The organism is Citrobacter sp. S39, from assembly GCF_009495675.1.
Taxonomy (GTDB): Bacteria; Pseudomonadota; Gammaproteobacteria; order Enterobacterales; family Enterobacteriaceae; genus Citrobacter; species Citrobacter freundii.
This window is the reverse complement of the sequence record NZ_CP045555.1, coordinates 2,443,331-2,464,407: the sequence shown is the minus strand read 5'-3', so window position 1 is coordinate 2,464,407 and position 21,077 is coordinate 2,443,331. Positions and strand designations below refer to the sequence as shown.

Sequence of the window (21,077 nt, the reverse complement as noted above, 5' to 3'; positions counted from 1 at the left end):
CATCACTGGGCCAGGCGGTAGAACGGCACATTCCTCACTGTTGCAGTAAGATTGTCGGACACCATTGTCTGCTTGGTAGCTATCCGCATCCCTGCTTTTCTCAGCCTCAACACATCAGCGGCAATACGCTGGCTGCCAAACCAGAAAAGCCCATCCAGCGCAGTGACATCAAGGCCCGATTCAAGTGCCAGCTTCAGACGTTCGCGTGGTGCTTTTACTGTTTTAGCAATCTGCTGATATGGCGCTTCGCTTGAACCTGCGGGGCTAATGCGCCGGATTCGATGCGACAGGCGGTACTGAAATTCATCCGGTATCCCACCGAGACTCGCTTTCAGGCTGTAAACACAACCAAAGCGTTTGCCGTTAAAGATGACGTTTTTCTGACTAAGCTGCAGCTCTTCACGCACGCTGGCAATCAGTTGCGGGGTACGGAGTAATAACAGGCGGAAAGGCAACTCAAAACTGGTCACGTAGTCCACATTCAATAAAGCAATACGCAGACGCTCTTGCGGTCCCGCCTTCAATTCGCGACATTCAGTAATAACATCAGCCCACTGGCCGGTAAGGCGGGAACTCTCAGTCGCCTCAGTAAAGCTGTATTTTTCAGTCTCATAATCAATACGTTCAGTCACACGGAATTCCCTTCTGGCCACATCTCGGTATCGGTTGTTCACTTTACCAGCGACAAGATTGCTATGTCAGGAATCTTTGCTTAACCCGCCCAATATTTGCTTCATACCATCACACTAAGATGACGACAACTGACCGATCCGGCGCGTTTACCGGATCGGTACAGCGGCGTCATGTCAGACAACAAAACGATTGACCAGCCCCTTCATGGTGACCGACAGATTGTCCAGCCGCTGGCTGTCGCTCGCGGCCTGAGAAACCAGCGCCGCATTTTGCTGCGTAACCTGCTCCATCGGTCGCAGAGCCTGGTTTATCTGGGTTACCCCTTGCGACTGTTCCGTCGCCACGCGCGCGATATCCGCAATATATTGCTTCATACTGGTGGTATTGTCCGCTGCCGCTTCCAGCGCGGTAGCTGACGCCGTGACCCGCTCAACGCCCTCACTAATTTTAACCATGTTCTGCGCAACCAGCTCGCGGATCTGGTTAGCTTCTTTGGCGCAACGCTGCGAAAGATTCCGCACTTCACTGGCCACAACCGCAAACCCCCTGCCCATCTCTCCTGCCCGCGCAGCTTCCACTGCCGCATTCAGCGCCAGTAAGTTAGTCTGAAACGAGATATCATCAATTGAGGTCACAATATTCGATATTTTCTCACTGGAAGCGCGAATATCCCCCATACTCTGGTTCGCCGCAGAGGCAACGTTACTGGCCTGTCGGACCTCTTTTTCCAGCCTGATTGTCAGATGCTCCGCTTCGCGGGCATTATCCGCTGTTTGCGTAATCGCAGTTGATAGCTGCTCCATACTGGCCACGGCTTGTACTATTGATGCAGCCTGTTCATCTGTACGTTGAGCCAAATCCTGATTTCCCACCGTAATACTGCTGCTGGCATCGGACAAAACCACGGCGCCTTGTTTAATCTCCTGTACGATATGCTGAATACTTTCCAGCATCGTGTTATAGGCACGATTAAGTGAGGAAAGCTCATCTTTACCCGGCGTCGCCAGACGTTGAGTCAGATCGCCATTCATCCCCGCAATCTTGCGCAGCGTGTCGCTGAATTGGCGATGCATATTGATTGCGATGGCTCCAGCGAAGGTCAATGATGCCAGTAGCGCTAACAAGCTGACGACCATATATATTTGCCAGTTTTTTCGTGCATCCTGCGCGAGTTTTTCTGCATTCGCCAACAGAAGATTTGCCGTCACATTTTCTATCTGCCGCATCACTTCAATACGCTGGGTTTGTACTTTGAACCAGGTAGTAGGATCGACACCAAATCCACCGTTCTCGACATGATTAAACGCGGTTTCACGAAATGAGAGGGCTTTTGACGCTTCTGCAGATTGTAAGCGATTTTTCAACATGGCCGCCTGTTCCGGCGAGCTCAGGCGCAACGATTGTGCCAGCCAGACGTTCTGTTTACTGACGACATCACTGAGCTGATGTAACTGTCCGTCGGCGAAATGACCGGAGGAAAAGATATTTGATAACAGTGCCCGTTCAATACCCGCTTGTTCTTTCAAATTCAGCAGATTGTAGTAGGCGGCGAATGCGTTTGCCATTTCGCCAGAATCCGTCAACTGCCCCAACTTGCCGACAAAACTCAGCACATCAGCAATGACGTTGGTGTAAAACTTAACCACATCTGCGGCCGGAAGCCCCAACTGCGTGACATTTTCCCGGATGGTGGCAAGCGAAAGAATGTTTTTCTTAAACGCAGCGACAGAGGTAGCAACATCCCCTTCCGGTAATGCAGTATCGGACAACGAGCGCACGAATACCTCGATCTCGCGATCGGTCAAAGCCCGCTGCGCGTTTAACTCATCTTTGAACGTAGTCCCTGCAGCCCCCAGAAATCCGACACTCATTCCCCGTTCTTTTTGCAGTTCATGCACCACATTTCCGGCACTGTGTGCGAGCGCTGTCAGTTGGGCAATATTCTCCATCTGCCGTTCTGTTTCAATACGCGTCAATATTCCTGAACCTGCAAACCAACACAACGCCAGTAATAGTGGTTGTAGCGCGATTATTAACTTCATTTTCATCGGCATTCGATAAACCCACCACATGCCACTTCCCTCCATTGTCCATATTTTCATTATGGTTATCGGCGTAAAGAAGCGGCTCTTTAAATTTGAGCAATGGGCAACTGTTTGTTTTTTAGATTAAATATTTACCAGAATAACTCTATTTAATTACTTCAATCAGAATAAAACGCTGACTAATGTGAATCTGCAAACCTATGCTCCATTTTATTAACTTATTCGGCATATTATTTTTTATTAAAAAAATCAGGTAATCATCAACTGATTCAGCAAGGGAGAGAGACTCAGGACAGTGATAGCAGTCGAGATAACAACCGTGACTGCGGCCATCATTATGGCGTCCCGCCGAACGTTAAGGTTATAATCCTTACAACTATTTTTTGGATTAGAAGCGACAATGACAAAACTTACCCTACAAGAACAGATGCTTAAAGCGGGTCTGGTCAGCAGCAAAAAAATGGCGAAAGTGCAGAGAACGGCGAAAAAATCGCGCGTTCAGGCTCGTGAAGCCAGAGAAGCGGTTGAAGAGAATAAAAAAGCGCAGATCGAGCGTGATAAGCAACTCAGCGAACAACAGAAGCAGGCCACGTTGTCTAAAGAGTATAAAGCGCAGATCAAGCAACTAATTGAAATGAATAAAATCACCATTACCCGTGGCGATATTGGTTACAACTTTACTGACAATAATCTGATCAAAAAAGTCTATGTTGATAAGGTGACTCAGTCTCAGTTGATCAAGGGCCGCCTGGCTATTGCCCGTCTGACGGCTGAAAGTGGTAGCGAGAGCGAATACGCCATCATTCCGGCAGTCGTCGCCTACAAGATTGCCCAGCGCGATGCAAGCTATATCGTGTTTAATTGCGAACTGAGCCAGGAAGCTAAGGATGAAGACGATCCGTATGCTGATTTTGTCATTCCTGATGATCTGATGTGGTAAGCAAAACCCCTCAATAATCACCCGGAATTTCGTCACATATTTCGGTGAACGCTCACGCCGCCACCGAAATACTGTCAACGCCTCTTCATCCCCACATTCCGCCTGCTAAAACTTATAGTGTTCTTTGCTCAGTCCGTATTTTCTCATGCGTAAATAGAGTTTTTTACGCGGGATTTGTAAATACTCTGCGACTTCATTAATACGCCCCTGATGGATATTTAGCGCTTCAGTAATGATCTGCCGCTCGTACTCGTCGACCCGACGATCGAGCGGTGTCGGTTGAGGCAAATGCAGTTGCGGATTCGCGGTTTCAGCCAGTGGCAATAGCCCAACGGCAAAAAGCTCGGCGGCATTGGCCAGTTCCCGAACATTGCTTAACCACACGCGACGCCGCATACCTTTTAGTAATTCCCCGTCAACCTCAGGCACAGGATGGTTCAGACGCAGACAGGCTTTCTGCAGATAATGGCGAAACAGCGGTTCAATATCATCCGGGCGCTGAGACAACGGCTGGCAACCAATTTGCGTCATCGCAAAACAGTAATAGAGTTCGGCCACAATCTGGTTGGTTGCCGCCAGTTCCACCAACGAAGTGGCGCCAATGCCAATTAAGCGAAACGGACGTCGCTCCTGACTTTGCAAATGCACCAACTGGTGTTGCTGTTCACGCGTCAGGCACTCAATATGGCTCAGAACCAGCGTTCCCCCTTGCGCCTGGGCAATAAGGTCATTGAGTTGTTCCGAGTTCCCGGGCGTCAGTTCACCGCGAATAAACGCGCCTTCAGCGCTGCGCCCAAGTTGATGTAAATAACGGGCCCCGGTCATACGCCCGGTTCCCGGCTCGCCATAAAACCAGACGGCAATATCCGTTTCCGCCAGTTGCCGTAAACGCTGGCGATACTGATTAACCCAGTCACTGTAGCCGACCAGTTCAACTTGTAGCTTTTGCTGGCAATAGTGACGACGTGCAATCACAGATTTTCTCTGACGCAACGCATCCTCTACCAACACCAGCAGTTTGCCAGGATCAACCGGTTTTTGCAGAAAGTCCCACGCCCCTTTCTTCACCGCGTCCACCGCCATCGGAACATCTCCATGCCCGGTGATCAACAGGATCGGAAGCTGATTGTCATCCTGATGAAACAACGTCATCAGGTCGATTCCATTACAGCCAGGCATACACACATCGCTCAGGACAATCCCTGGCCAGTCGGCCTGCAACCAATTTCGGGCATCAAAAGGGTTACTGCATGCGAATACATGATATCCCTCCTGTTCAAGCAACAGGGTGTAAGCGTCGAGAACATCGGCATCATCATCAATAAGCAGAACAGAATATTCATCACTCAACATCGTTTACATCCGTCAGATTAAATTGCAGAACGACACAGGCATTGCGCCCCGGGGTTGACGCCAGGCGCAGTTCGCCGTTCATTTGCATCATTAACGATACACAAATCGATAAGCCAATACCGAGGCCAACATCCTTACTGGTGGTAAACGGTTTTAACAGTGATGGCAATAATGCCCCTGGCCAGCCGGGGCCGTTATCGCTGATAAATACGCACAACCGGCTGCCTTCGGCCTGCCAGTGAACATCTATTTTCGCCGCTACCGGACAGGCATCCAGCGCATTTGCCAGGACGTTTACCAGTACCTGCTGAATACGCACTTCATCACCAGCCACCCACACGCTCCGGTCTGGGAGCGTCAGCGTACCCTGCTGTGGCTTATGCCGCATGGACAACAGTTCCCAGGCAGCGTTGAACGTTTGTCGGAGATCGACCGGATGCAGAGGCGTATCTGGCTCGGCCCGGCGCGCAAACTGACGCAGCGAACGGATAATGGCATCAATGCGAGTAATCAGTCCCTCCGCTTTGGTTAATGTGCTTCTGGCCTGAGCGGATTGCCCCTGTTCAATTGCCCTCCCCGCCGTAAACAGGTACATCGACAGCGCATTCAGCGGTTGATTAATCTCGTGCGCCAGCGTGGTCATAGTCTGGCCGACCACCGCCAGTTTTGCGGTTTGGATCAGCTCATCCTGCGTTGCGCGAAGATCGGATTCAATCTCTTTGCGCTCGGTCACTTCCTGCTCCAGCTGATTTTTTTGCGCGCTCAACTGGCCCAGAGTATGGCGCAGCAAGCCTGCGATACGCCCCAGTTCATCGCGTCCATATACCGGGATAGTGGCATCCGTTCTGCCAAGACCAATTTGCACCACGGCCTGGTTGAGCGCAGTAAAACGTTTCACCAGACGCGAACGAATGAAGTAGTGATTAAGCCCCCAGGCGAGAAGTAGCGCCAGCAGCGTCGCCAGCAGGATAAGTCCACCGCTGACACGAACAATTTGTTCCAGCCGTTGGTTAAACGTCTGCATTTGCTGATGGCTACTCCCCAGTTGTGCTTCAAGCAGTGTTCGAAAGCGCCCAAGTGTGGCCTCTCGGGCATGGCTGGCATCAACGAGCGCTTTTTGCGCGGCGACATAATCGCGCATGGTATCGGGCATTTTATTTTTCATCATCCCGATTTCCAGCAGCTCATCGATAGTTTGTCGCAGTGTGATAGTGCTGGGCCAGTCATCAAGGGTACGGATATTTTCATCCGCCGTTTTCTTCAGATTTTCCAGGTAGCGGATGTGATTCTCCACCAGCATTCCGTCGTCGCTACCCGATTTCAGTTCATTAAGCCTGTCGCGTAAATCATCAACGATCTGGTTTTCAATTCTTGCCAGGGTGTAAACCTGCTGCTGCTCGTTTTGCACCTCTCGGGCACGTTTGAGATACAGCGCCGCATCACCATTTTTGGCCTCGATTTGATCCAGCAACGTCCCCTGCTGCCAGGTAAAATCCTGCACCAGTGAATTCAGCTCAGTAGTAAAATCATCATGTAGCCAATCAATGCGCGCGGAAAGTTCGCTCACTTTTTCGCGTACAAGGAACATGTTGTAGAGCACCCGGTCCAGTTCTGCCATCAGCGCCCGGCTGTCTTGCAAAATCACCGCCAGCTGCTGCTGTTCTGCTGGTTGCAACCCCCTGCTCAGCACTTCGATTTTATCCAGATGCGAGATTATCTGATTGCGCAGTTGCAGCCTTACCGTCGTATTGGGAGCCAGCAGGAATTCATTAAGCTGGTCCACAACCAGGTTGAGATTCCCTTCAATCAAAAAAGCGGAATGCACGCGCGGGAAGTAATCATCAAGCGAATAGCGTATCTGCGAGCTCTGCTCATGCCAGGAGTACAAACTGACGCAGCTTACGCTCAACGTCAGTAATGCGCCCGTCAGAAAGGCTCCTCGCAGACTGCTGCTGATGCTGAGCTGACGCAGACGGTGCAGTATCGATCCACCTTTCATTTTAATTCTTCCAGTTTTGATATCGCCTGACGCTGATTTTTAAGAAACCAGAGCTGCCACTCCATCATCTGCTGTTCGGCAACGCTTTTATTATCAAACTGCGCAAGCCAGGCTTCATCTTCGCTACTTTTGGCATCTATCGGAACGCTGGTCAGTAAGGCTCTGATTTCGGGTAGCGGGCGTTTCAGGCGAGCTTCCGCACTGTATAGCGCCCGCCATGCATCCTTTAGTTGCGCAAGACGAAAACTGATTGCGGTATCAAACATCCGCTGCACCAACTGTTGCCGCTTAAGGATCAGCCGATAATTAAGCGCAGGCTGGTTCATTAAAATAGCCTGCTGAGCAGCGCGGGGATTATCAGATGCGAGCTGCGTTACCGGGTATTTCCCCGTATTAGCATCCGCAAGGATCCGCTGTCCCTCCGGGCTTAACAAATAGCGGATAAAACGACGCGCTTCATTGGGGTGCTGGCTGTTATTGAGAACAGCAACATAGGTTGGCGATACTGCCGAGCGTGGAAAATAAGTAAACGCCAGGTGAGGATCGTTAAGCAACAAGTTGGCATAATTATCAATGACCGGCCCCGCAACGCCAAGGCCGCTCTTAATTTTGTCGGCTACGCCAAAACTGCGTGATGAAATCGTCACCAGATTTCCAGCACTCGCCAGTAATGTCGCCCAGCCCTCTTCCCACCCTTTTTGCTGTAGCAACGACTCAACCATCAGATGGTTGGTATCGGAACGCGAAGGGCTACTCATTAACAAAGCGTTCTGATATTTAGGATGCGTTAAATCCCCCCAGTCAGCAGGAGGCGACAAATGACGCGCCGCCAGCGCAGAACGGTTAATCAACAGGCCAAAACCAGATATCGCAACAGCCACGGAGGTAGAACGAATCGAGTCCGGCACCAGCCGCTGGCTTTCCGGCAGCACATTATCGAAGGGCGCCAGCTTCTGATGCTCCTGAAGATGCTGCAACAGCATGGGCGACGAGGTCAAAATCAAATCGACGTTCTCCGCATTGGCAGTATCAAGCAGTTGTTCCAGTGAACTGCTGGTCCGGTTTAATGTGCGAATCATCACCGACCCCGGTTCCGTCTGCCAACGCTGAATAATCCAGGCCGTTGCCCCCGGTGAAAAGGTTGTTGCCATTACCAGCTCTTTACCCTGCGCCAGATAACTCACCGACAGCGACATAAAACAGAGCAAGATCGCCCAACAACGCCCCCGGCCCAAAAGTCTGTTTGTGATCCCGTTCATAAATACCAACATGTGCAAAAAATAATATTGAGACAAAACTTACCCGTTTATCACTGCCAGAGGGAAGAATAAGGTTATTCGTAGAATAACCAAACGGAAAGTGACGGCATCGGTAAAGAATACCCGAAAACGCAGCCTGAATTTGTTAATATCCGCACACGCCGATGATAAAAACGTCCGTAAAAGAATAGAATTGAAAATCCATTATTTAAAAAGAGTCAAAATCAGCCACGCAATCCACAAATTGTGTCAATAGTGACTCATTTCATCAACTTGAGTTTCTCTGCCGTCTATTTCACTCTTCACTGCGAAAAATCCTGATATTCACATCAATATAAATTTAGGTGATGATATGTTATCAATATTTAAAGCAGGGCCAGCGGCAAATAAAGTCCCGGCGGAGAAAGTCCAGGAAACTTATGGCCGATACCGCATTCAGGCATTACTCAGCGTATTTCTTGGCTATCTTGCGTACTATATTGTGCGCAATAACTTCACGCTCTCAACACCGTACCTGAAGGAACATCTGGATCTCAGTGCCACACAAATTGGTCTACTCAGCAGCTGCATGCTTATTGCTTATGGGATCAGTAAAGGCATTATGAGCAGCCTGGCAGACAAGGCCAGCCCTAAGGTCTTTATGGCATGCGGCCTGATTCTGTGCGCCATTGTAAACGTCGGTTTAGGATTCAGTACTGGATTCTGGATTTTTGCCGCTCTGGTCGTTTTCAACGGTTTATTCCAGGGTATGGGCGTTGGCCCTTCATTTATTACCATTGCCAACTGGTTTCCACGTAAAGAACGTGGGCGCGTTGGCGCATTCTGGAATATCTCTCACAATGTTGGCGGTGGTATTGTTGCCCCGATCGTGGGTGCCGCCTTTGCCATTTTGGGGAGCGAGCACTGGCAAAGTGCCAGCTATATTGTTCCGGCCGGTGTGGCCGTCCTGTTCGCTTTTATTGTGCTAATGCTGGGGAAAGGTTCACCCCGCCAGGAAGGCTTACCGGCTCTGGAACAAATGATGCCGGAAGAAAAAGTCGTATTAAATTCCCGACACGCTGTCCAGGCGCCAGAAAATATGAGTGCCTTCCAGATCTTCTGCACTTATGTGCTGCGTAATAAGAATGCCTGGTATGTTTCACTGGTAGATGTCTTCGTCTATATGGTGCGTTTTGGCATGATTAGCTGGTTGCCTATTTATCTGTTAACCGAAAAACATTTTTCGAAAGAGCAAATGAGCATCGCTTTTCTGTTTTTTGAATGGGCGGCAATCCCTTCCACATTACTGGCGGGTTGGCTTACCGATAAACTGTTTAAAGGCCGTCGCATGCCGCTGGCCATGATTTGTATGGCGCTGATTTTCGTCTGTTTGATCGGCTACTGGAAAAGTGAATCCCTGCTGATGGTCACTATTTTTGCCGCCATTGTGGGTTGCCTGATCTATGTTCCACAGTTCCTCGCTTCTGTTCAGACGATGGAAATCGTCCCCAGCTTCGCAGTGGGGTCTGCGGTAGGTTTACGCGGATTTATGAGCTACATTTTTGGCGCGTCGCTGGGAACCAGCCTGTTTGGCGTAATGGTCGACAAAATGGGATGGCATGGCGGATTCTATCTGTTGATGGGTGGGATTGTCTGCTGCATCCTGTTTTGCTACCTCTCTCATCGTGGCGCGCTGGAGCTCGAACAACAGCGAAAAAATGCTCAGCAAGAGGAAGCCTCACTCCAGTTGGCGGATGCCCGGTAATTCATTTCGCTCTCACAAAAAAGTGCCAGCGATGCTGGCACTTCAATAACTCAGATAAATAAAAAAGCTCAACGTGATAATTTATTGCTAAACGTAACATTCCAAATTATTGCTTACCGTAACCCACCATAAAGCGAATAATCAAACCGCAAGCAGGAGCAAGAAACAGGAATAACCCGGTTACCATTTCGTTACCGTTGGTCAATCGCATAGTAAAAAAGTAAATTAATGCCGTAAGAATGGCCATGCCGAGAAAAGCGCTGATTGACGCCGCAGCGCCCATAACCTGCCAGATATAGCAACTGACGCACAAAATGCTCAGAGCGAGAAAGATCCAGAAATAGAGCATAGCGATACCTCCTGTTTGCCGTAAACTTAACGTAAGTCCTTACACTCCCTTAACTTTATATTCTAAGACAATTCCTATCCTCGTGCAATTTCAGCAACATCTTAGTTACAAAAATCCTTCACCTGCATACTATTACTCTTTCGGGCAGACATTTATTTAATCTGCATAAAAACAACGGATTATATATAGGTTAATTTTTGTTCTTAATCGCCTTAAAAACATTTACGAATCTTGAGTAATTATTTCTGGCTGACATTAATTTTCGGGTGTACATTGTGCGTCCGATCATTCATGCCCCCTCGTGGTTTTGTCCTGACTCAGTTTTACACTCTTTACAGGAACCAATGTCGTTCATGGCGGCCTAACGATCAGTACAGAGTGTAAAGCGAAAGACAAAGAATCTTCGCGATACATCTATTTCGTATCAACAACAGGTGCTTATGTTCCCCCAATGTAAATTTTCACGCGCGTTTTTGCATCCGCGCTACTGGCTCACGTGGTTTGGTGTTGGAGTGCTCTGGTTACTGGTACAGCTTCCCTATCCCGTATTGTGTTTTCTTGGTACCCGTACAGGAACGCTGGCTCGTACATTTTTAAAACGCCGTGAATCTATTGCACGTAAAAATCTCGAACTCTGTTTCCCAAATTTGTCGCAGGAAGAAAGAGAGAAACTGGTCGATGAGAATTTCCGTTCACTCGGCATGGGGCTACTTGAAACAGGTATGGCCTGGTTCTGGCCGGACCGTCGAGTGCGTAAATGGTTTGATGTAGAAGGACTGGACAACCTGAAGCGCGCCCAGTTGCAAAATCGTGGCGTGATGGTTGTCGGCGTACACTTTATGTCGCTTGAGTTGGGTGGCCGCGTAATGGGGCTTTGTCAGCCAATGATGGCGACCTATCGCCCGCACAACAATAAGTTGATGGAGTGGATCCAAACCCGTGGTCGTATGCGCTCCAACAAGGCGATGATCGGCAGAAATAATCTGCGTGGTATTGTCGGTGCTCTGAAAAAAGGAGAAGCCGTATGGTTTGCCCCCGATCAGGACTACGGTCGTAAAGGAAGCTCGTTTGCCCCCTTCTTTGCCGTCAAAGATGTGGCAACCACCAACGGTACCTACGTGCTGTCGCGTTTGTCTGGTGCAGCGATGCTGACCGTAACCATGGTGAGAAAAGCAGATAACTCTGGTTATCGCCTGTTCATCACGCCTGAAATGGAAGGTTACCCGTCTGATGAGTGCCAGGCAGCGGCCTATATGAATAAAATTATCGAAAAAGAGATCATGCGCGCCCCCGAGCAGTATCTCTGGATCCACCGTCGCTTCAAAACGCGCCCGATGGGTGAAGCCTCGTTGTATATCTGAAAAGAAAGGCCGCAAGGCCTTTCTTTTTTTCTACGGCTGAATTACTTCACGCCCCATTTATTGTGGAGTTCAGTCATTCGTTCGCTATAGCTTCGGGCAATGCAGGCTGGCTCATCATCCTTCTCCTTCCAGCACTCGTTGCGTCCTTTGATCCAACCGCGCTGCTCTGCTTTTAACATCGGATCATTCTTCGATTTAGCCAGTGCCTGTTTAAAAATTTCGTTCAATTTCAGATCCATTGCAGAGAGCGATGGGCTCTGGCAAATAATATCTTCCGCACTTCCCTTTTGAACAGCAGAGCAGGAGTAAGACGGACCTGCGTTGGTCGATTTTTTCGCTGGAGAATAATCAATATTATCCTCCGGCAGGCAAACCCCGTGCTTACGATTAGGTCCAGTCCAGGATACGTCCGGATTTCCGTCATCTTTGCGGGAGATAGAAACGGTATTTTTACCACTTGTCGCCTCCCAATAGTTTTCATTGAAAGCCTTCACCGTCGCCTTCCCGCCATCAATCCAGACATTGCCTTTACCATCACTATTCACACCACCAATACTTGCGCAGTTGAAATTGAACGCCAGCGGCGAGGCCGCCATCGACGTCAACGGCGTAAGAGCGAGTGCTAACATCATTAACCTGGTCATTTTTAACCTTTTCATTATTAAATTCCGCGAAAAATTAACCGCATTAACATCATGGCGATATGAGAACTATCCGAGTAAGCATTCCGTCGCTCAATAGCAATTTATTACCGAAAGAAATTAAACTGTCGCCGAATCACGACACTTGTAAGTTATTAAAATTAAATAAAAAAATGCCTCTTGTCTCACCTCATTTTTAGGCGTACATTAGCGCCGTCTGGAGCATTAAAGCTCAGAATTCTGAGGTGATGCAGCCAAGTAAACGAGGGGAATTCTCCATTTCGTTTATGCGTGCATCAGCTCTCTGTCAGGTAAGCATATGTTCATTTAGACATACCCAAGGTATGCGGAGAGATGAAAAGTGAAATATTTCTTTATGGGCATTTCTTTTATGGTCATCGTTTGGGCCGGTACTTTCGCCCTGATGATCTAAATTAAAAGACGCAGCAAAAAACAGGAGCCATCAGGCTCCTGTTTGCATTTTGGGGGAACATTCGGTCAGTCGGTACTTTCAGAAGTCGATTTTGCACTGGTCGGTAACAGGCCATCTGCACGGAACATTGCTTTGATACCGCGAATAGCCTGACGGGTACGGTCACGGTTTTCAATTAACGCAAAACGCACATGCGTATCACCATAATCACCAAACCCAATCCCCGGTGAAACGCATACCTTCGCTTCATTCAGCAGTTTCTTGGCAAACTCAAGTGACCCCATCCCGGCGTATTGCTCTGGAATTTTCGCCCAAACGTACATCGAGGCTTTTGGCACCTCGACCATCCAGCCAGCTTCATGCAGCCCTTTGACCAGCACATCACGACGACGTTTATATTGCTCTGCAATATCTCGCACGCACTGCTGATCGCCTTCCAGCGCGGCGATAGCCGCAACCTGTAACGGTGTAAAGGTCCCGTAATCGTGATAGCTCTTAATTCGCGCCAGCGCGTTCACCAGCGTTTTATTGCCCACCATAAAACCGATACGCCAGCCCGCCATGTTGTAGCTTTTCGACAGAGTGAAAAATTCAACTGCGACATCGCGAGCGCCCGGTACCTGCATAATCGATGGCGCTTTCCAGCCGTCATAAACAATATCAGCGTAGGCCAGGTCATGAACCACCAGCACGTCATAGCGTTTAGCCAGAGCCACAACTTTTTCGAAGAATTCCAGCTCGACGCATTGCGCAGTCGGGTTCGACGGGAAACCTAAGATCATCATCTTCGGTTTCGGATAGCTTTCGCGAATCGCGCGCTCCAGCTCATTAAAGAAATCGACGCCTTCGACCAGCGGCACAGATCGTACCTGCGCGCCGGCAATCACCGCGCCATAAATATGGATGGGATAACTTGGGTTGGGTACGAGGACCGTATCACCGTGATCGAGCGTTGCCAGCATCAGGTGCGCAAGTCCCTCTTTGGAACCGATGGTCACAATGGCTTCGGATTCAGGATCGATCTCAACGTCATAGCGCTCCTGGTACCAGCGGGAAATCGCCCGACGCAGACGCGGAATACCGCGAGAGGTGGAATAACCGTGCGTATCCGGGCGCTGCGCCACGGTACACAGTTTTTCAACAATGTGAGGAGGCGTGGCCCCATCCGGGTTCCCCATGCTGAAGTCGATAATATCTTCGCCGCGCCGACGCGCAGCCATCTTCAGTTCAGCCGTGATGTTAAAAACGTACGGGGGAAGGCGATCAATACGCGTAAAGCGACGTTCAGGGCGGGAGTCAGCCATAATATCCTCAGATTAACGTTAGCGCCCGGACCGTCCGAGCGACGCTGCCACGATGGTGGCACGTTTAGAAAATAGCCTGAATAATTTCCTTCTGTCGAGAGGCAAAACAAAATATTTTTTCCTGACAAAAAAGAGGAACAACATAGTAAAATGAGGAAATATTCATTTTCACAACCCGCTTAAAATTACCATCATTTAACATTTTGTTGTTAAATACATTACCTTGAATGCAGCGCTGACAGGACAGGTATTGTAAATACAACAATCATGCAACAATCCCCTTTTAATGTTATGGTTTTTCCTCATTAGGCACAGGCTGCGTGGGTGCTGGTCATCCTGGCCCAGGTTACCTATCATAGAGGTTTAACCCTTGCGCAAGAGTCACCCGTGCACGAAATATTCAATATGCTGCTGGCGGTATTTGACCGGGCAGCACTGATGCTGTTCTGTCTGTTTTTCCTGATTCGTATCCGCCTGTTCCGCGAACTGTTGCACAAATCAGCCCACTCCCCAAAAGAGCTGCTCGCCGTTACCGCGATTTTCTCAATGTTTGCCCTGTTCAGTACCTGGTCCGGCGTACCGGTTGAAGGCTCACTGGTTAACGTGCGTATTATCGCGGTCATGTCAGGGGGGATTCTGTTTGGTCCGTGGGTCGGTATCATTACGGGCCTCATCGCAGGTACCCACCGCTATCTTATCGACATCGGCGGCGTCACCGCCCTGCCCTGTTTTATCACCAGTATTCTGGCAGGCTGTATTGCCGGGTGGATCAACCGTAAGATCCCTAAAGCACAGCACTGGCGAGCGGGCATTTTAGGCGGAATGCTATGCGAATCCCTGACGATGATCCTCGTCGTCGTCTGGGCCCCCTCTACCGCACTGGGGCTGGATATTGTCTCAAAAATCGGTATCCCAATGATCCTGGGCAGCGTCTGCATTGGCTTTATCGTCATGCTGGTGCAAAGCGTGGAAGGCGAGAAAGAGGCCAGCGCCGCGAAGCAGGCCAAGCTGGCGCTGGATATTGCCAACAAAACCTTGCCGCTTTTTCGGCAGGTTAACAGCGAGTCGCTCCGCCAGGTATGCGAAATTATTCGCCATGACATCCATGCGGACGCCGTCGCAATTACCAATACCCAGCACGTTCTGGCCTACGTTGGCGTGGGGGAACTTAACTACCGTGATAACGATGATTTCGTCAGTCCTACCACGCAGCAGGCGATCAATTACGGAAAAATCATCATTAAAAACAATGATGAAGCGCATCGCACACCGGAAATACACTCCATGCTGGTGATCCCGCTGTGGGAGAAAGGTGTTGTCACCGGTACGCTAAAAATCTACTACTGTCACGCCCACCAGATAACCTCCTCGCTGCAGGAAATGGCTATTGGTCTGTCGCAAATTATCTCGACTCAGCTTGAAGTTTCCCGGGCGGAACAGCTACGCGAAATGGCAAATAAGGCAGAGCTACGCGCACTACAAAGTAAAATAAATCCTCATTTCCTGTTTAACGCCCTGAACGCGATTTCATCCTCGGTACGACTTAACCCGGACACCGCACGCCAGCTCATTTTTAATTTGTCGCGTTATCTTCGCTACAATATCGAATTAAAAGACGATGAGCAGATCGATATCAAAAAAGAGCTGTATCAAATCAAGGATTACATCGCCATCGAACAAGCGCGTTTTGGCGACAAACTAACGGTTATTTATGATATCGATGAAGAGGTAAGCTGTTATATTCCCAGCCTGCTGATTCAGCCGCTGGTAGAAAACGCTATCGTCCATGGGATTCAGCCCTGCAAAGGGAAAGGTGTGGTCACCATCAGCGTGGCGGAGTGTGGTAACCGGGTACGGATAGCCGTGCGAGATACGGGCCACGGTATCGATCCAAAAGTGATTGAACGGGTCGAATCCAATGAAATGCCGGGCAATAAAATTGGTCTATTGAATGTGCACCATCGCGTTAAGCTGCTCTACGGTGAGGGGTTACATATCCGCCGTCTGGAGCCCGGCACTGAGATTGCCTTTTATGTACCGAATCAGCATTCGCCCGCAGCCGCACCGGCCACATTGTTGCTTTAACCAGGAGTGAAGTCGTGAAAGTCATCATTGTTGAAGATGAATTCCTGGCCCAACAGGAACTGAGCTGGCTGATAAAAGAGCACAGCCAGATGGAGATTGTCGGCACGTTTGACGATGGTCTGGACGTGCTGAAATATCTCCAGCACAACCGCGTTGACGCCATTTTTCTGGATATTAATATTCCCTCGCTGGACGGCGTATTGCTGGCACAAAATATCAGCCAGTTCGCGCATAAACCCTTTATTGTGTTTATTACCGCGTGGAAAGAACACGCCGTTGAAGCCTTCGAACTGGAAGCTTTTGACTACATTCTGAAGCCGTACCAGGAATCACGCATTGTCAGCATGCTGCAAAAGCTGGAAGCCGCCTGGCAACAGCAGCAAACTGGAACTTCGCTCGCCAGTCCGGTGGCCCGCGAAAACGATACGATCAACCTGATCAAAGATGAGCGGATCATCGTGACCCCGATCAACGACATCTACTACGCAGAAGCCCATGAAAAGATGACGTTTGTCTACACCCGGCGCGAATCGTACGTGATGCCGATGAACATCACCGAATTTTGCAGCAAACTGCCGGCTTCGCATTTCTTCCGCTGCCACCGCTCGTTCTGCGTGAATCTGAATAAAATCCGCGAGATCGAACCCTGGTTTAACAATACCTATATTTTGCGCTTAAAAGATCTGGAATTTGAAATCCCGGTTAGTCGGAGTAAAGTGAAAGAGTTCAGACAGTTAATGCACTTATAGCGCAGAGAAAGAGCGATGAAAGAGCCAGGCCTTCCCGCAGACCAACAGTTTTTCGCCGATCTGTTCAGTGGCCTGGTGTTAAACCCACAGCGTCTGGGGCACGTGTGGTTCGCAACCCAGCCCGCCACGTTACCGACCGGCAGTTTATGTATTGATCTTCCGCGCCTTGATATCGTGCTACGTGGGGAATACAGCAACCAACTGCAAAAACAGCAGCATAACCTGGCAGAAGGCGACATGCTGTTTATCCCGGCGAAAGCGGCCAATCTGCCCGGCGGCGACAAACCCGTGATGCTGCTGAGCCTGGTTTTTTCTCCGGCATGGTTGGGACTCTCTTTTTACGATAATCGAAGCGCATCGCTGCTTCGTCCGGTACGCCGTATTGAGTTACCCCATCCACAGCGCGGCGAAGGCGAGGCAATGCTCACCGCATTAACGCATTTAAGCCGCTCTCCTCAGGCCCAGGATATCATTCAGCCGTTGGTGCTTAGTCTGCTGCATCTGTGTCGTAGCGTGGTGAATACCCGCCCAGACACAGAGCGCCCACGCGCTGAATTTCTCTATCATAGTATGTGTAATTGGATACAAGATAACTATGCCCAGCCGCTGACTCGCGAAAGCGTGGCGCAGTTTTTTAATATCACACCCAATCACCTGTCAAAAGTGTTTGCCCAGCACGGCACTATGGGGTTCGTCGAGTATCTGCGGTGGGTAAGAATGGCGAAGGCGCGCATTATCTTGCAGAAATACCATCTGTCGATTAGCGAAGTCGCACAGCGGTGTGGATACCATGACAGTGATTATTTCTGCCGCCTGTTCCGGCGTCAGTTTGGCCTGACGCCGGGAGAGTACGGCGCGCGTTTTCAGTCAGCGCGTTGATTATGTCAACACCTGCCAAGGCCGCCGCATCTTTGCTTTATGGTGAGTCGTTACAGCCGATGTCTGTGTGTTTAGCCCAATTGACCATTCCCTGGAAATCAACAATCACCACGGATTCATCGCCAACCACCCAGGCATCATGGCCTGGAGGAATGCGCGACAGCTCACCGGGCTTACAATCAAATTCGCTGCCATCATCCATTTTTACCCGCAGCACACCGGAAACGTGGTACTGAAAATGAGGGGCTTCGCAACTCTTCGTTCCAGCGATAGGTTGAACTGACGTAGACCACCGCCAGCCTGGTTCCAGGACCGCACGGCCGACAATTGCACCTCCCACATCGAGAAGCTCCAGTCGCCCGTGAGGGAACTCACGAACTTCGTCTGGAAGACCAAATGACTTCACTTCTGCTTTGTCCATTGCGCACCTCCTTAGGTTGATTACGCGCATGGCCGCTCTTAAATTATATCAGCAGCGGTCATTTATTGTACGATTCGTAATCTCAGCCAGGATCGTTGTAAAATAACGGCCTTTAGCTAAACCCTGCAGGCTTACTCAATAAAGTGAATATACGATGAAGAACAGACGTGCACTCTCCCTGATGTGTTTTCAGATGCTGGAATCAGGTGCGGATCGTCGGACCGTGAAAAGAGCCCTGACCTCCCGCCGTGTTAAAGGTCGCCAGGCGGTAGTGCTGCTCTGCAAACAAGAGATGACGTTGTTGAGGGCCGGGAAACTACCGTTCTCTGATTGATAATTTCCCTTTCTGACCCTCTTATCCACTCTTGCTGTCAAACTTAAAACGTCAGTTCTGCCTCCAGCAGCGCAAGAATGCTCTCAGCATTTTCAGCGGCAAACAACGACTGGCGGAACTGCTTGTTCACCAGCTTGCGCGCCAGCTGCGAAAAGACCTTCACGTGGTTTATGCCTTCATCGGCACCCAGCGTCAGCATGATCACCAGTTCCACATCACCCATCTCAGACTGCCAGTCAACGGGCTGCAGAAGCCGGGCAATGCTGATGCTGGAATGGCGGATCCACTGGGATTTCGTGTGCGGAATAGCCACGCCGAAGCCGACGGCGGTGGTGACGATCTCTTCACGCTGCCAGACATCCTCTTCCAGTTCAAACGGATGTTCAGTCCGTCCATTAACGCCAAGATTGCCGCACAGGAACTGGATCACCTGCTCTTTGTTTCTCAGAGATTCGCCGACAAAGATGTTCTCCAGCGCCAGCAGCGGACGCACATCTTTCTGCGGTGCAAACTGGTTTAGCAGATCTTCTATCTCCTGAGCGCTACGGCATTCGCAGGCCTGCATGGCGAGCTCACGACATGCCCGGCCGTCCAGTTGACGAAGCTGGCTTTTTACCGCCGGAATACGTGGGCTGCTCATGCTCAGCTCATCCAGCCCGAGGCCCAGAAGCAGCGGTAAATAACGTCCTTCACCGCCCAGTTCGCCGCAAATACCCACCCATTTACCGCGTTCGTGCGCCACGCGAACAATCTGCTGTAACATACGCAGGAACGACGGCGTAATCGGGTTGTACAGCGGCGAAACGCGCGGGTTATTGCGATCAACGGCGTACAAATACTGGGTCATGTCATTTGAGCCAATACTGAAGAAATCCACCTCATCACAGAAATGGTCGATGATGTAACACACCGAAGGGACTTCAACCATAATCCCCAATGAGATTGTCGGAGCATGACGTAAGCCATCCGCTTTCAGTGCCACCAACGCTTTTTTCAGTTCGCTTTTTACCCATAAAATCTGGTCGAGGCTGTGCACCATCGGGATCATCAGTTGCGCATTGCCGAAGGTCGCCGCCCGTAAAATCGCGCGCAATTGAGTGCGAAAAAGCCCGGCAAACTCCGGATAAATCCGCACCGCGCGATAGCCCAGGAACGGATTCTCTTCCTGCGGAATATTAAGATAGCGGATGTTCTTATCGCCGCCGATATCCATGGTGCGAAAGATAACCGGCTTGTCGCCCGCGGCCAGTAAGACCTGCTGGTAGGCTTCAAACTGTTCTTGCTCATCAGGTGCGCTGTCGCGGTCCATAAACAGCATTTCAGTACGAAACAGCCCAATCCCTTCCGCACCATTGGCAAACGCTCCCGGCGCTTCCAGCGCGGTACCGATATTCGCTGCAACGTCAATACGCTGATGATCTTTGGTCAACGCAGGCTGGGCGGCATCAAGCGCCTGCCGCCGCTGGCATTCATCGGCCAGCTTTTGCGCAATCGCGTAATAGCCGCGAACGGCATCGTCTGGATTGATGGCTAATACCCCACATCGGGCATCCAGTACCGCATGCTGCCCGGAATACCGGTTAATGGCCGCCAGCGGCAAGCCGCTAAGTACCGGAATAGCTGACGCACGGGCAAGGATCAAGGTATGCGAAGTGCGCCCCGTTTTCTCCAGGATCATGCCAGACAGATGCTGCAAATCGAGGCTTAAAAACTGGCTGGGCGTCAAATCCTCAGCAACCAGAATCGTCGGTTTATTCAGCACCAGCGCATTACGCGGTCGTCTTTCAGGCCAGGTGATGTGCAGCAACTGTTCGCTGATATCACGGATATCACTGACGCGTTCGCGCAGGTAATCACTACCGGAGGCCGACAGCTTGTCGCACACCAGCTCCATATTGGCAATGATTGCCGCCCCTAGCCCCAGATGTTGCTCCAGCATTAAGCGGCGAATATTCCCGGCAAACTCGTCATCCTGAATCAGAGACAGATGCGCGCTAAGGATGGTTTTACTCTCGCCGTCGCGCTCGCGCAGCTGCTGATTGAGCTGTTCGGCAAGCGTCGCCAGACTATGCTCCAGCCGGGTATTGTCTTCCGCACTCGCCGCAATCGCACGATAACTTTCCAGGTTATCACTCTGCCAAAGCGTGAGCGTACCTGCTCCTACGCCCCCTGCCAGCACGCTGCCGTACAGCAGGTCCGGGTTGAGGCGAATCAGCGAACGCGGCAACGGGTGCGCCGCCAGTTCCGCCGGGGTCGGCTGAACGCTATCGCTGTCAATAAACCGGTGCTGTAGGTACTCCTCCAGCGCTCGCCGGGCCTGTTCTTCATCGCGACCAGTAATGGACAGGCTGCAACTGTCGTTAAACAGCGTTCCGGTACCTATCAGCGCCAGCGAGCTTTTCGCATCCGCCCGCGCATTCTGGCGATGATTAATAAATATCACCTCACTTTGCCACTGGCAGCACTGTTCTTTCAGCTCCCACGCCGGACGTGCATGCAGACCATTGGGTAACGGGCAAAGAAATTGAATCGTTAGCATAACAACTCC

General features: G+C 50.4%; 18 protein-coding genes. 8 read left to right on the top strand and 10 right to left on the bottom strand.

Annotated elements, in window-relative coordinates; genetic code table 11:
• Window positions 1–2: 2 nt before the first annotated feature.
• Together GFB57_RS11620 and GFB57_RS11615 are read right to left on the bottom strand one after the other, a co-directional pair.
• Window positions 3–632, bottom strand: coding sequence for a DNA-binding protein (locus GFB57_RS11620; protein ID WP_003028217.1), 630 nt, complete (start codon window positions 630–632; stop codon window positions 3–5).
• Between the two features lie 174 nt (window positions 633–806).
• Window positions 807–2,705 (bottom strand): methyl-accepting chemotaxis protein, encoded by a 1,899-nt coding sequence (locus GFB57_RS11615; protein WP_003028218.1) that lies wholly within the window; start codon window positions 2,703–2,705, stop codon window positions 807–809.
• Window positions 2,706–3,078: 373 nt separating this feature from the next.
• Here GFB57_RS11615 and GFB57_RS11610 point away from each other — a divergent pair, with 373 nt between their 5' ends.
• A complete protein-coding gene (locus GFB57_RS11610) occupies window positions 3,079–3,618 on the top strand; it encodes a DUF2058 domain-containing protein (protein WP_003028220.1) in 540 nt (179 codons plus the stop codon).
• Between the two features lie 105 nt (window positions 3,619–3,723).
• Here the strand turns inward: GFB57_RS11610 and pgtA are convergent, their stop codons facing one another.
• Genes pgtA through pgtC form a run of 3 tightly spaced genes read right to left on the bottom strand, consistent with a single transcriptional unit; the run spans window position 3,724 to window position 8,166 of the window.
• Complete coding sequence (pgtA, locus tag GFB57_RS11605; protein ID WP_003028223.1) at window positions 3,724–4,971, bottom strand: two-component system response regulator PgtA; 1,248 nt, start codon at window positions 4,969–4,971, stop codon at window positions 3,724–3,726.
• Window positions 4,961–6,955 (bottom strand): two-component system sensor histidine kinase PgtB, encoded by a 1,995-nt coding sequence (pgtB, locus tag GFB57_RS11600; RefSeq protein WP_171847614.1) that lies wholly within the window; start codon window positions 6,953–6,955, stop codon window positions 4,961–4,963. Before pgtB ends, pgtA begins: the two co-directional genes overlap by 11 nt.
• An 11-nt stretch (window positions 6,956–6,966) precedes the next feature.
• A complete protein-coding gene (gene pgtC / locus GFB57_RS11595; RefSeq protein WP_103414868.1) occupies window positions 6,967–8,166 on the bottom strand; it encodes a phosphoglycerate transport regulator PgtC in 1,200 nt (399 codons plus the stop codon).
• Between the two features lie 415 nt (window positions 8,167–8,581).
• On the opposite strand from pgtC, the gene pgtP reads away from it, so the two are divergent.
• Window positions 8,582–9,973, top strand: a complete 1,392-nt coding sequence (gene pgtP, locus GFB57_RS11590; RefSeq protein WP_003028229.1) for a phosphoglycerate transporter PgtP — start codon at window positions 8,582–8,584, stop codon at window positions 9,971–9,973.
• Between the two features lie 106 nt (window positions 9,974–10,079).
• Here the strand turns inward: pgtP and GFB57_RS11585 are convergent, their stop codons facing one another.
• On the bottom strand, window positions 10,080–10,322 hold the full coding sequence (locus GFB57_RS11585; RefSeq protein WP_003028231.1) for a YfdY family protein: 243 nt from the start codon (window positions 10,320–10,322) through the stop codon (window positions 10,080–10,082).
• A gap of 440 nt (window positions 10,323–10,762) precedes the next feature.
• Here GFB57_RS11585 and lpxP point away from each other — a divergent pair, with 440 nt between their 5' ends.
• Window positions 10,763–11,683, top strand: coding sequence for a kdo(2)-lipid IV(A) palmitoleoyltransferase (lpxP, locus tag GFB57_RS11580; protein WP_003028232.1), 921 nt, complete (start codon window positions 10,763–10,765; stop codon window positions 11,681–11,683).
• 41 nt (window positions 11,684–11,724) lie between these two features.
• On the opposite strand, the gene GFB57_RS11575 is transcribed toward lpxP, so the two are convergent.
• Entirely contained in the window at window positions 11,725–12,342 is a 618-nt protein-coding gene (locus GFB57_RS11575; RefSeq protein WP_003028235.1) for a lysozyme inhibitor LprI family protein, read from the bottom strand.
• Between the two features lie 343 nt (window positions 12,343–12,685).
• Here GFB57_RS11575 and ypdK point away from each other — a divergent pair, with 343 nt between their 5' ends.
• Window positions 12,686–12,757, top strand: coding sequence for a membrane protein YpdK (gene ypdK, locus GFB57_RS11570; protein ID WP_010723117.1), 72 nt, complete (start codon window positions 12,686–12,688; stop codon window positions 12,755–12,757).
• A gap of 65 nt (window positions 12,758–12,822) precedes the next feature.
• Here the strand turns inward: ypdK and alaC are convergent, their stop codons facing one another.
• Window positions 12,823–14,061 (bottom strand): alanine transaminase, encoded by a 1,239-nt coding sequence (gene alaC, locus GFB57_RS11565; RefSeq protein ID WP_003028236.1) that lies wholly within the window; start codon window positions 14,059–14,061, stop codon window positions 12,823–12,825.
• 387 nt (window positions 14,062–14,448) lie between these two features.
• On the opposite strand from alaC, the gene GFB57_RS11560 reads away from it, so the two are divergent.
• Genes GFB57_RS11560 through GFB57_RS11550 form a run of 3 tightly spaced genes read left to right on the top strand, consistent with a single transcriptional unit; the run spans window position 14,449 to window position 17,774 of the window.
• The gene (locus tag GFB57_RS11560) at window positions 14,449–16,146 is read left to right on the top strand and encodes a sensor histidine kinase (RefSeq protein ID WP_003028239.1); all 1,698 of its coding nucleotides are present in this window, start codon (window positions 14,449–14,451) and stop codon (window positions 16,144–16,146) included.
• A gap of 14 nt (window positions 16,147–16,160) precedes the next feature.
• Window positions 16,161–16,895 carry a two-component system response regulator YpdB gene (gene ypdB / locus GFB57_RS11555; RefSeq protein ID WP_003028240.1) on the top strand — a complete coding sequence of 245 codons (735 nt, stop codon included), beginning with the start codon at window positions 16,161–16,163 and terminating at the stop codon, window positions 16,893–16,895.
• 15 nt (window positions 16,896–16,910) lie between these two features.
• Window positions 16,911–17,774 (top strand): AraC family transcriptional regulator, encoded by an 864-nt coding sequence (locus GFB57_RS11550; RefSeq protein ID WP_003028243.1) that lies wholly within the window; start codon window positions 16,911–16,913, stop codon window positions 17,772–17,774.
• 37 nt (window positions 17,775–17,811) lie between these two features.
• Here the strand turns inward: GFB57_RS11550 and GFB57_RS11545 are convergent, their stop codons facing one another.
• Window positions 17,812–18,195 carry a cupin domain-containing protein gene (locus GFB57_RS11545; protein ID WP_003028244.1) on the bottom strand — a complete coding sequence of 128 codons (384 nt, stop codon included), beginning with the start codon at window positions 18,193–18,195 and terminating at the stop codon, window positions 17,812–17,814.
• Between the two features lie 154 nt (window positions 18,196–18,349).
• On the opposite strand from GFB57_RS11545, the gene GFB57_RS11540 reads away from it, so the two are divergent.
• A complete protein-coding gene (locus GFB57_RS11540; protein WP_071524306.1) occupies window positions 18,350–18,529 on the top strand; it encodes a hypothetical protein in 180 nt (59 codons plus the stop codon).
• 43 nt (window positions 18,530–18,572) lie between these two features.
• On the opposite strand, the gene ptsP is transcribed toward GFB57_RS11540, so the two are convergent.
• Window positions 18,573–21,068: a phosphoenolpyruvate--protein phosphotransferase gene (gene ptsP, locus GFB57_RS11535; protein WP_003028246.1), complete on the bottom strand. Its 2,496-nt coding sequence runs from the start codon at window positions 21,066–21,068 to the stop codon at window positions 18,573–18,575.
• Window positions 21,069–21,077: the final 9 nt, after the last annotated feature.

What these genes read in the sequence shown, in the direction of transcription:
- GFB57_RS11615 (WP_003028218.1), bottom strand. Translation starts at nt 2,705, where the DNA reads ATGTGGTGGGTTTATCGAATGCCGATGAAAATGAAGTTAATAATCGCG.
- GFB57_RS11610 (WP_003028220.1), top strand. Translation starts at nt 3,079, where the DNA reads ATGACAAAACTTACCCTACAAGAACAGATGCTTAAAGCGGGTCTGGTC.
- pgtA (WP_003028223.1), bottom strand. Translation starts at nt 4,971, where the DNA reads ATGTTGAGTGATGAATATTCTGTTCTGCTTATTGATGATGATGCCGAT.
- pgtC (WP_103414868.1), bottom strand. Translation starts at nt 8,166, where the DNA reads ATGTCGCTGTCGGTGAGTTATCTGGCGCAGGGTAAAGAGCTGGTAATG.
- pgtP (WP_003028229.1), top strand. Translation starts at nt 8,582, where the DNA reads ATGTTATCAATATTTAAAGCAGGGCCAGCGGCAAATAAAGTCCCGGCG.
- GFB57_RS11585 (WP_003028231.1), bottom strand. Translation starts at nt 10,322, where the DNA reads ATGCTCTATTTCTGGATCTTTCTCGCTCTGAGCATTTTGTGCGTCAGT.
- lpxP (WP_003028232.1), top strand. Translation starts at nt 10,763, where the DNA reads ATGTTCCCCCAATGTAAATTTTCACGCGCGTTTTTGCATCCGCGCTAC.
- GFB57_RS11575 (WP_003028235.1), bottom strand. Translation starts at nt 12,342, where the DNA reads ATGAAAAGGTTAAAAATGACCAGGTTAATGATGTTAGCACTCGCTCTT.
- alaC (WP_003028236.1), bottom strand. Translation starts at nt 14,061, where the DNA reads ATGGCTGACTCCCGCCCTGAACGTCGCTTTACGCGTATTGATCGCCTT.
- GFB57_RS11550 (WP_003028243.1), top strand. Translation starts at nt 16,911, where the DNA reads ATGAAAGAGCCAGGCCTTCCCGCAGACCAACAGTTTTTCGCCGATCTG.
- GFB57_RS11545 (WP_003028244.1), bottom strand. Translation starts at nt 18,195, where the DNA reads ATGGACAAAGCAGAAGTGAAGTCATTTGGTCTTCCAGACGAAGTTCGT.
- GFB57_RS11540 (WP_071524306.1), top strand. Translation starts at nt 18,350, where the DNA reads ATGAAGAACAGACGTGCACTCTCCCTGATGTGTTTTCAGATGCTGGAA.
- ptsP (WP_003028246.1), bottom strand. Translation starts at nt 21,068, where the DNA reads ATGCTAACGATTCAATTTCTTTGCCCGTTACCCAATGGTCTGCATGCA.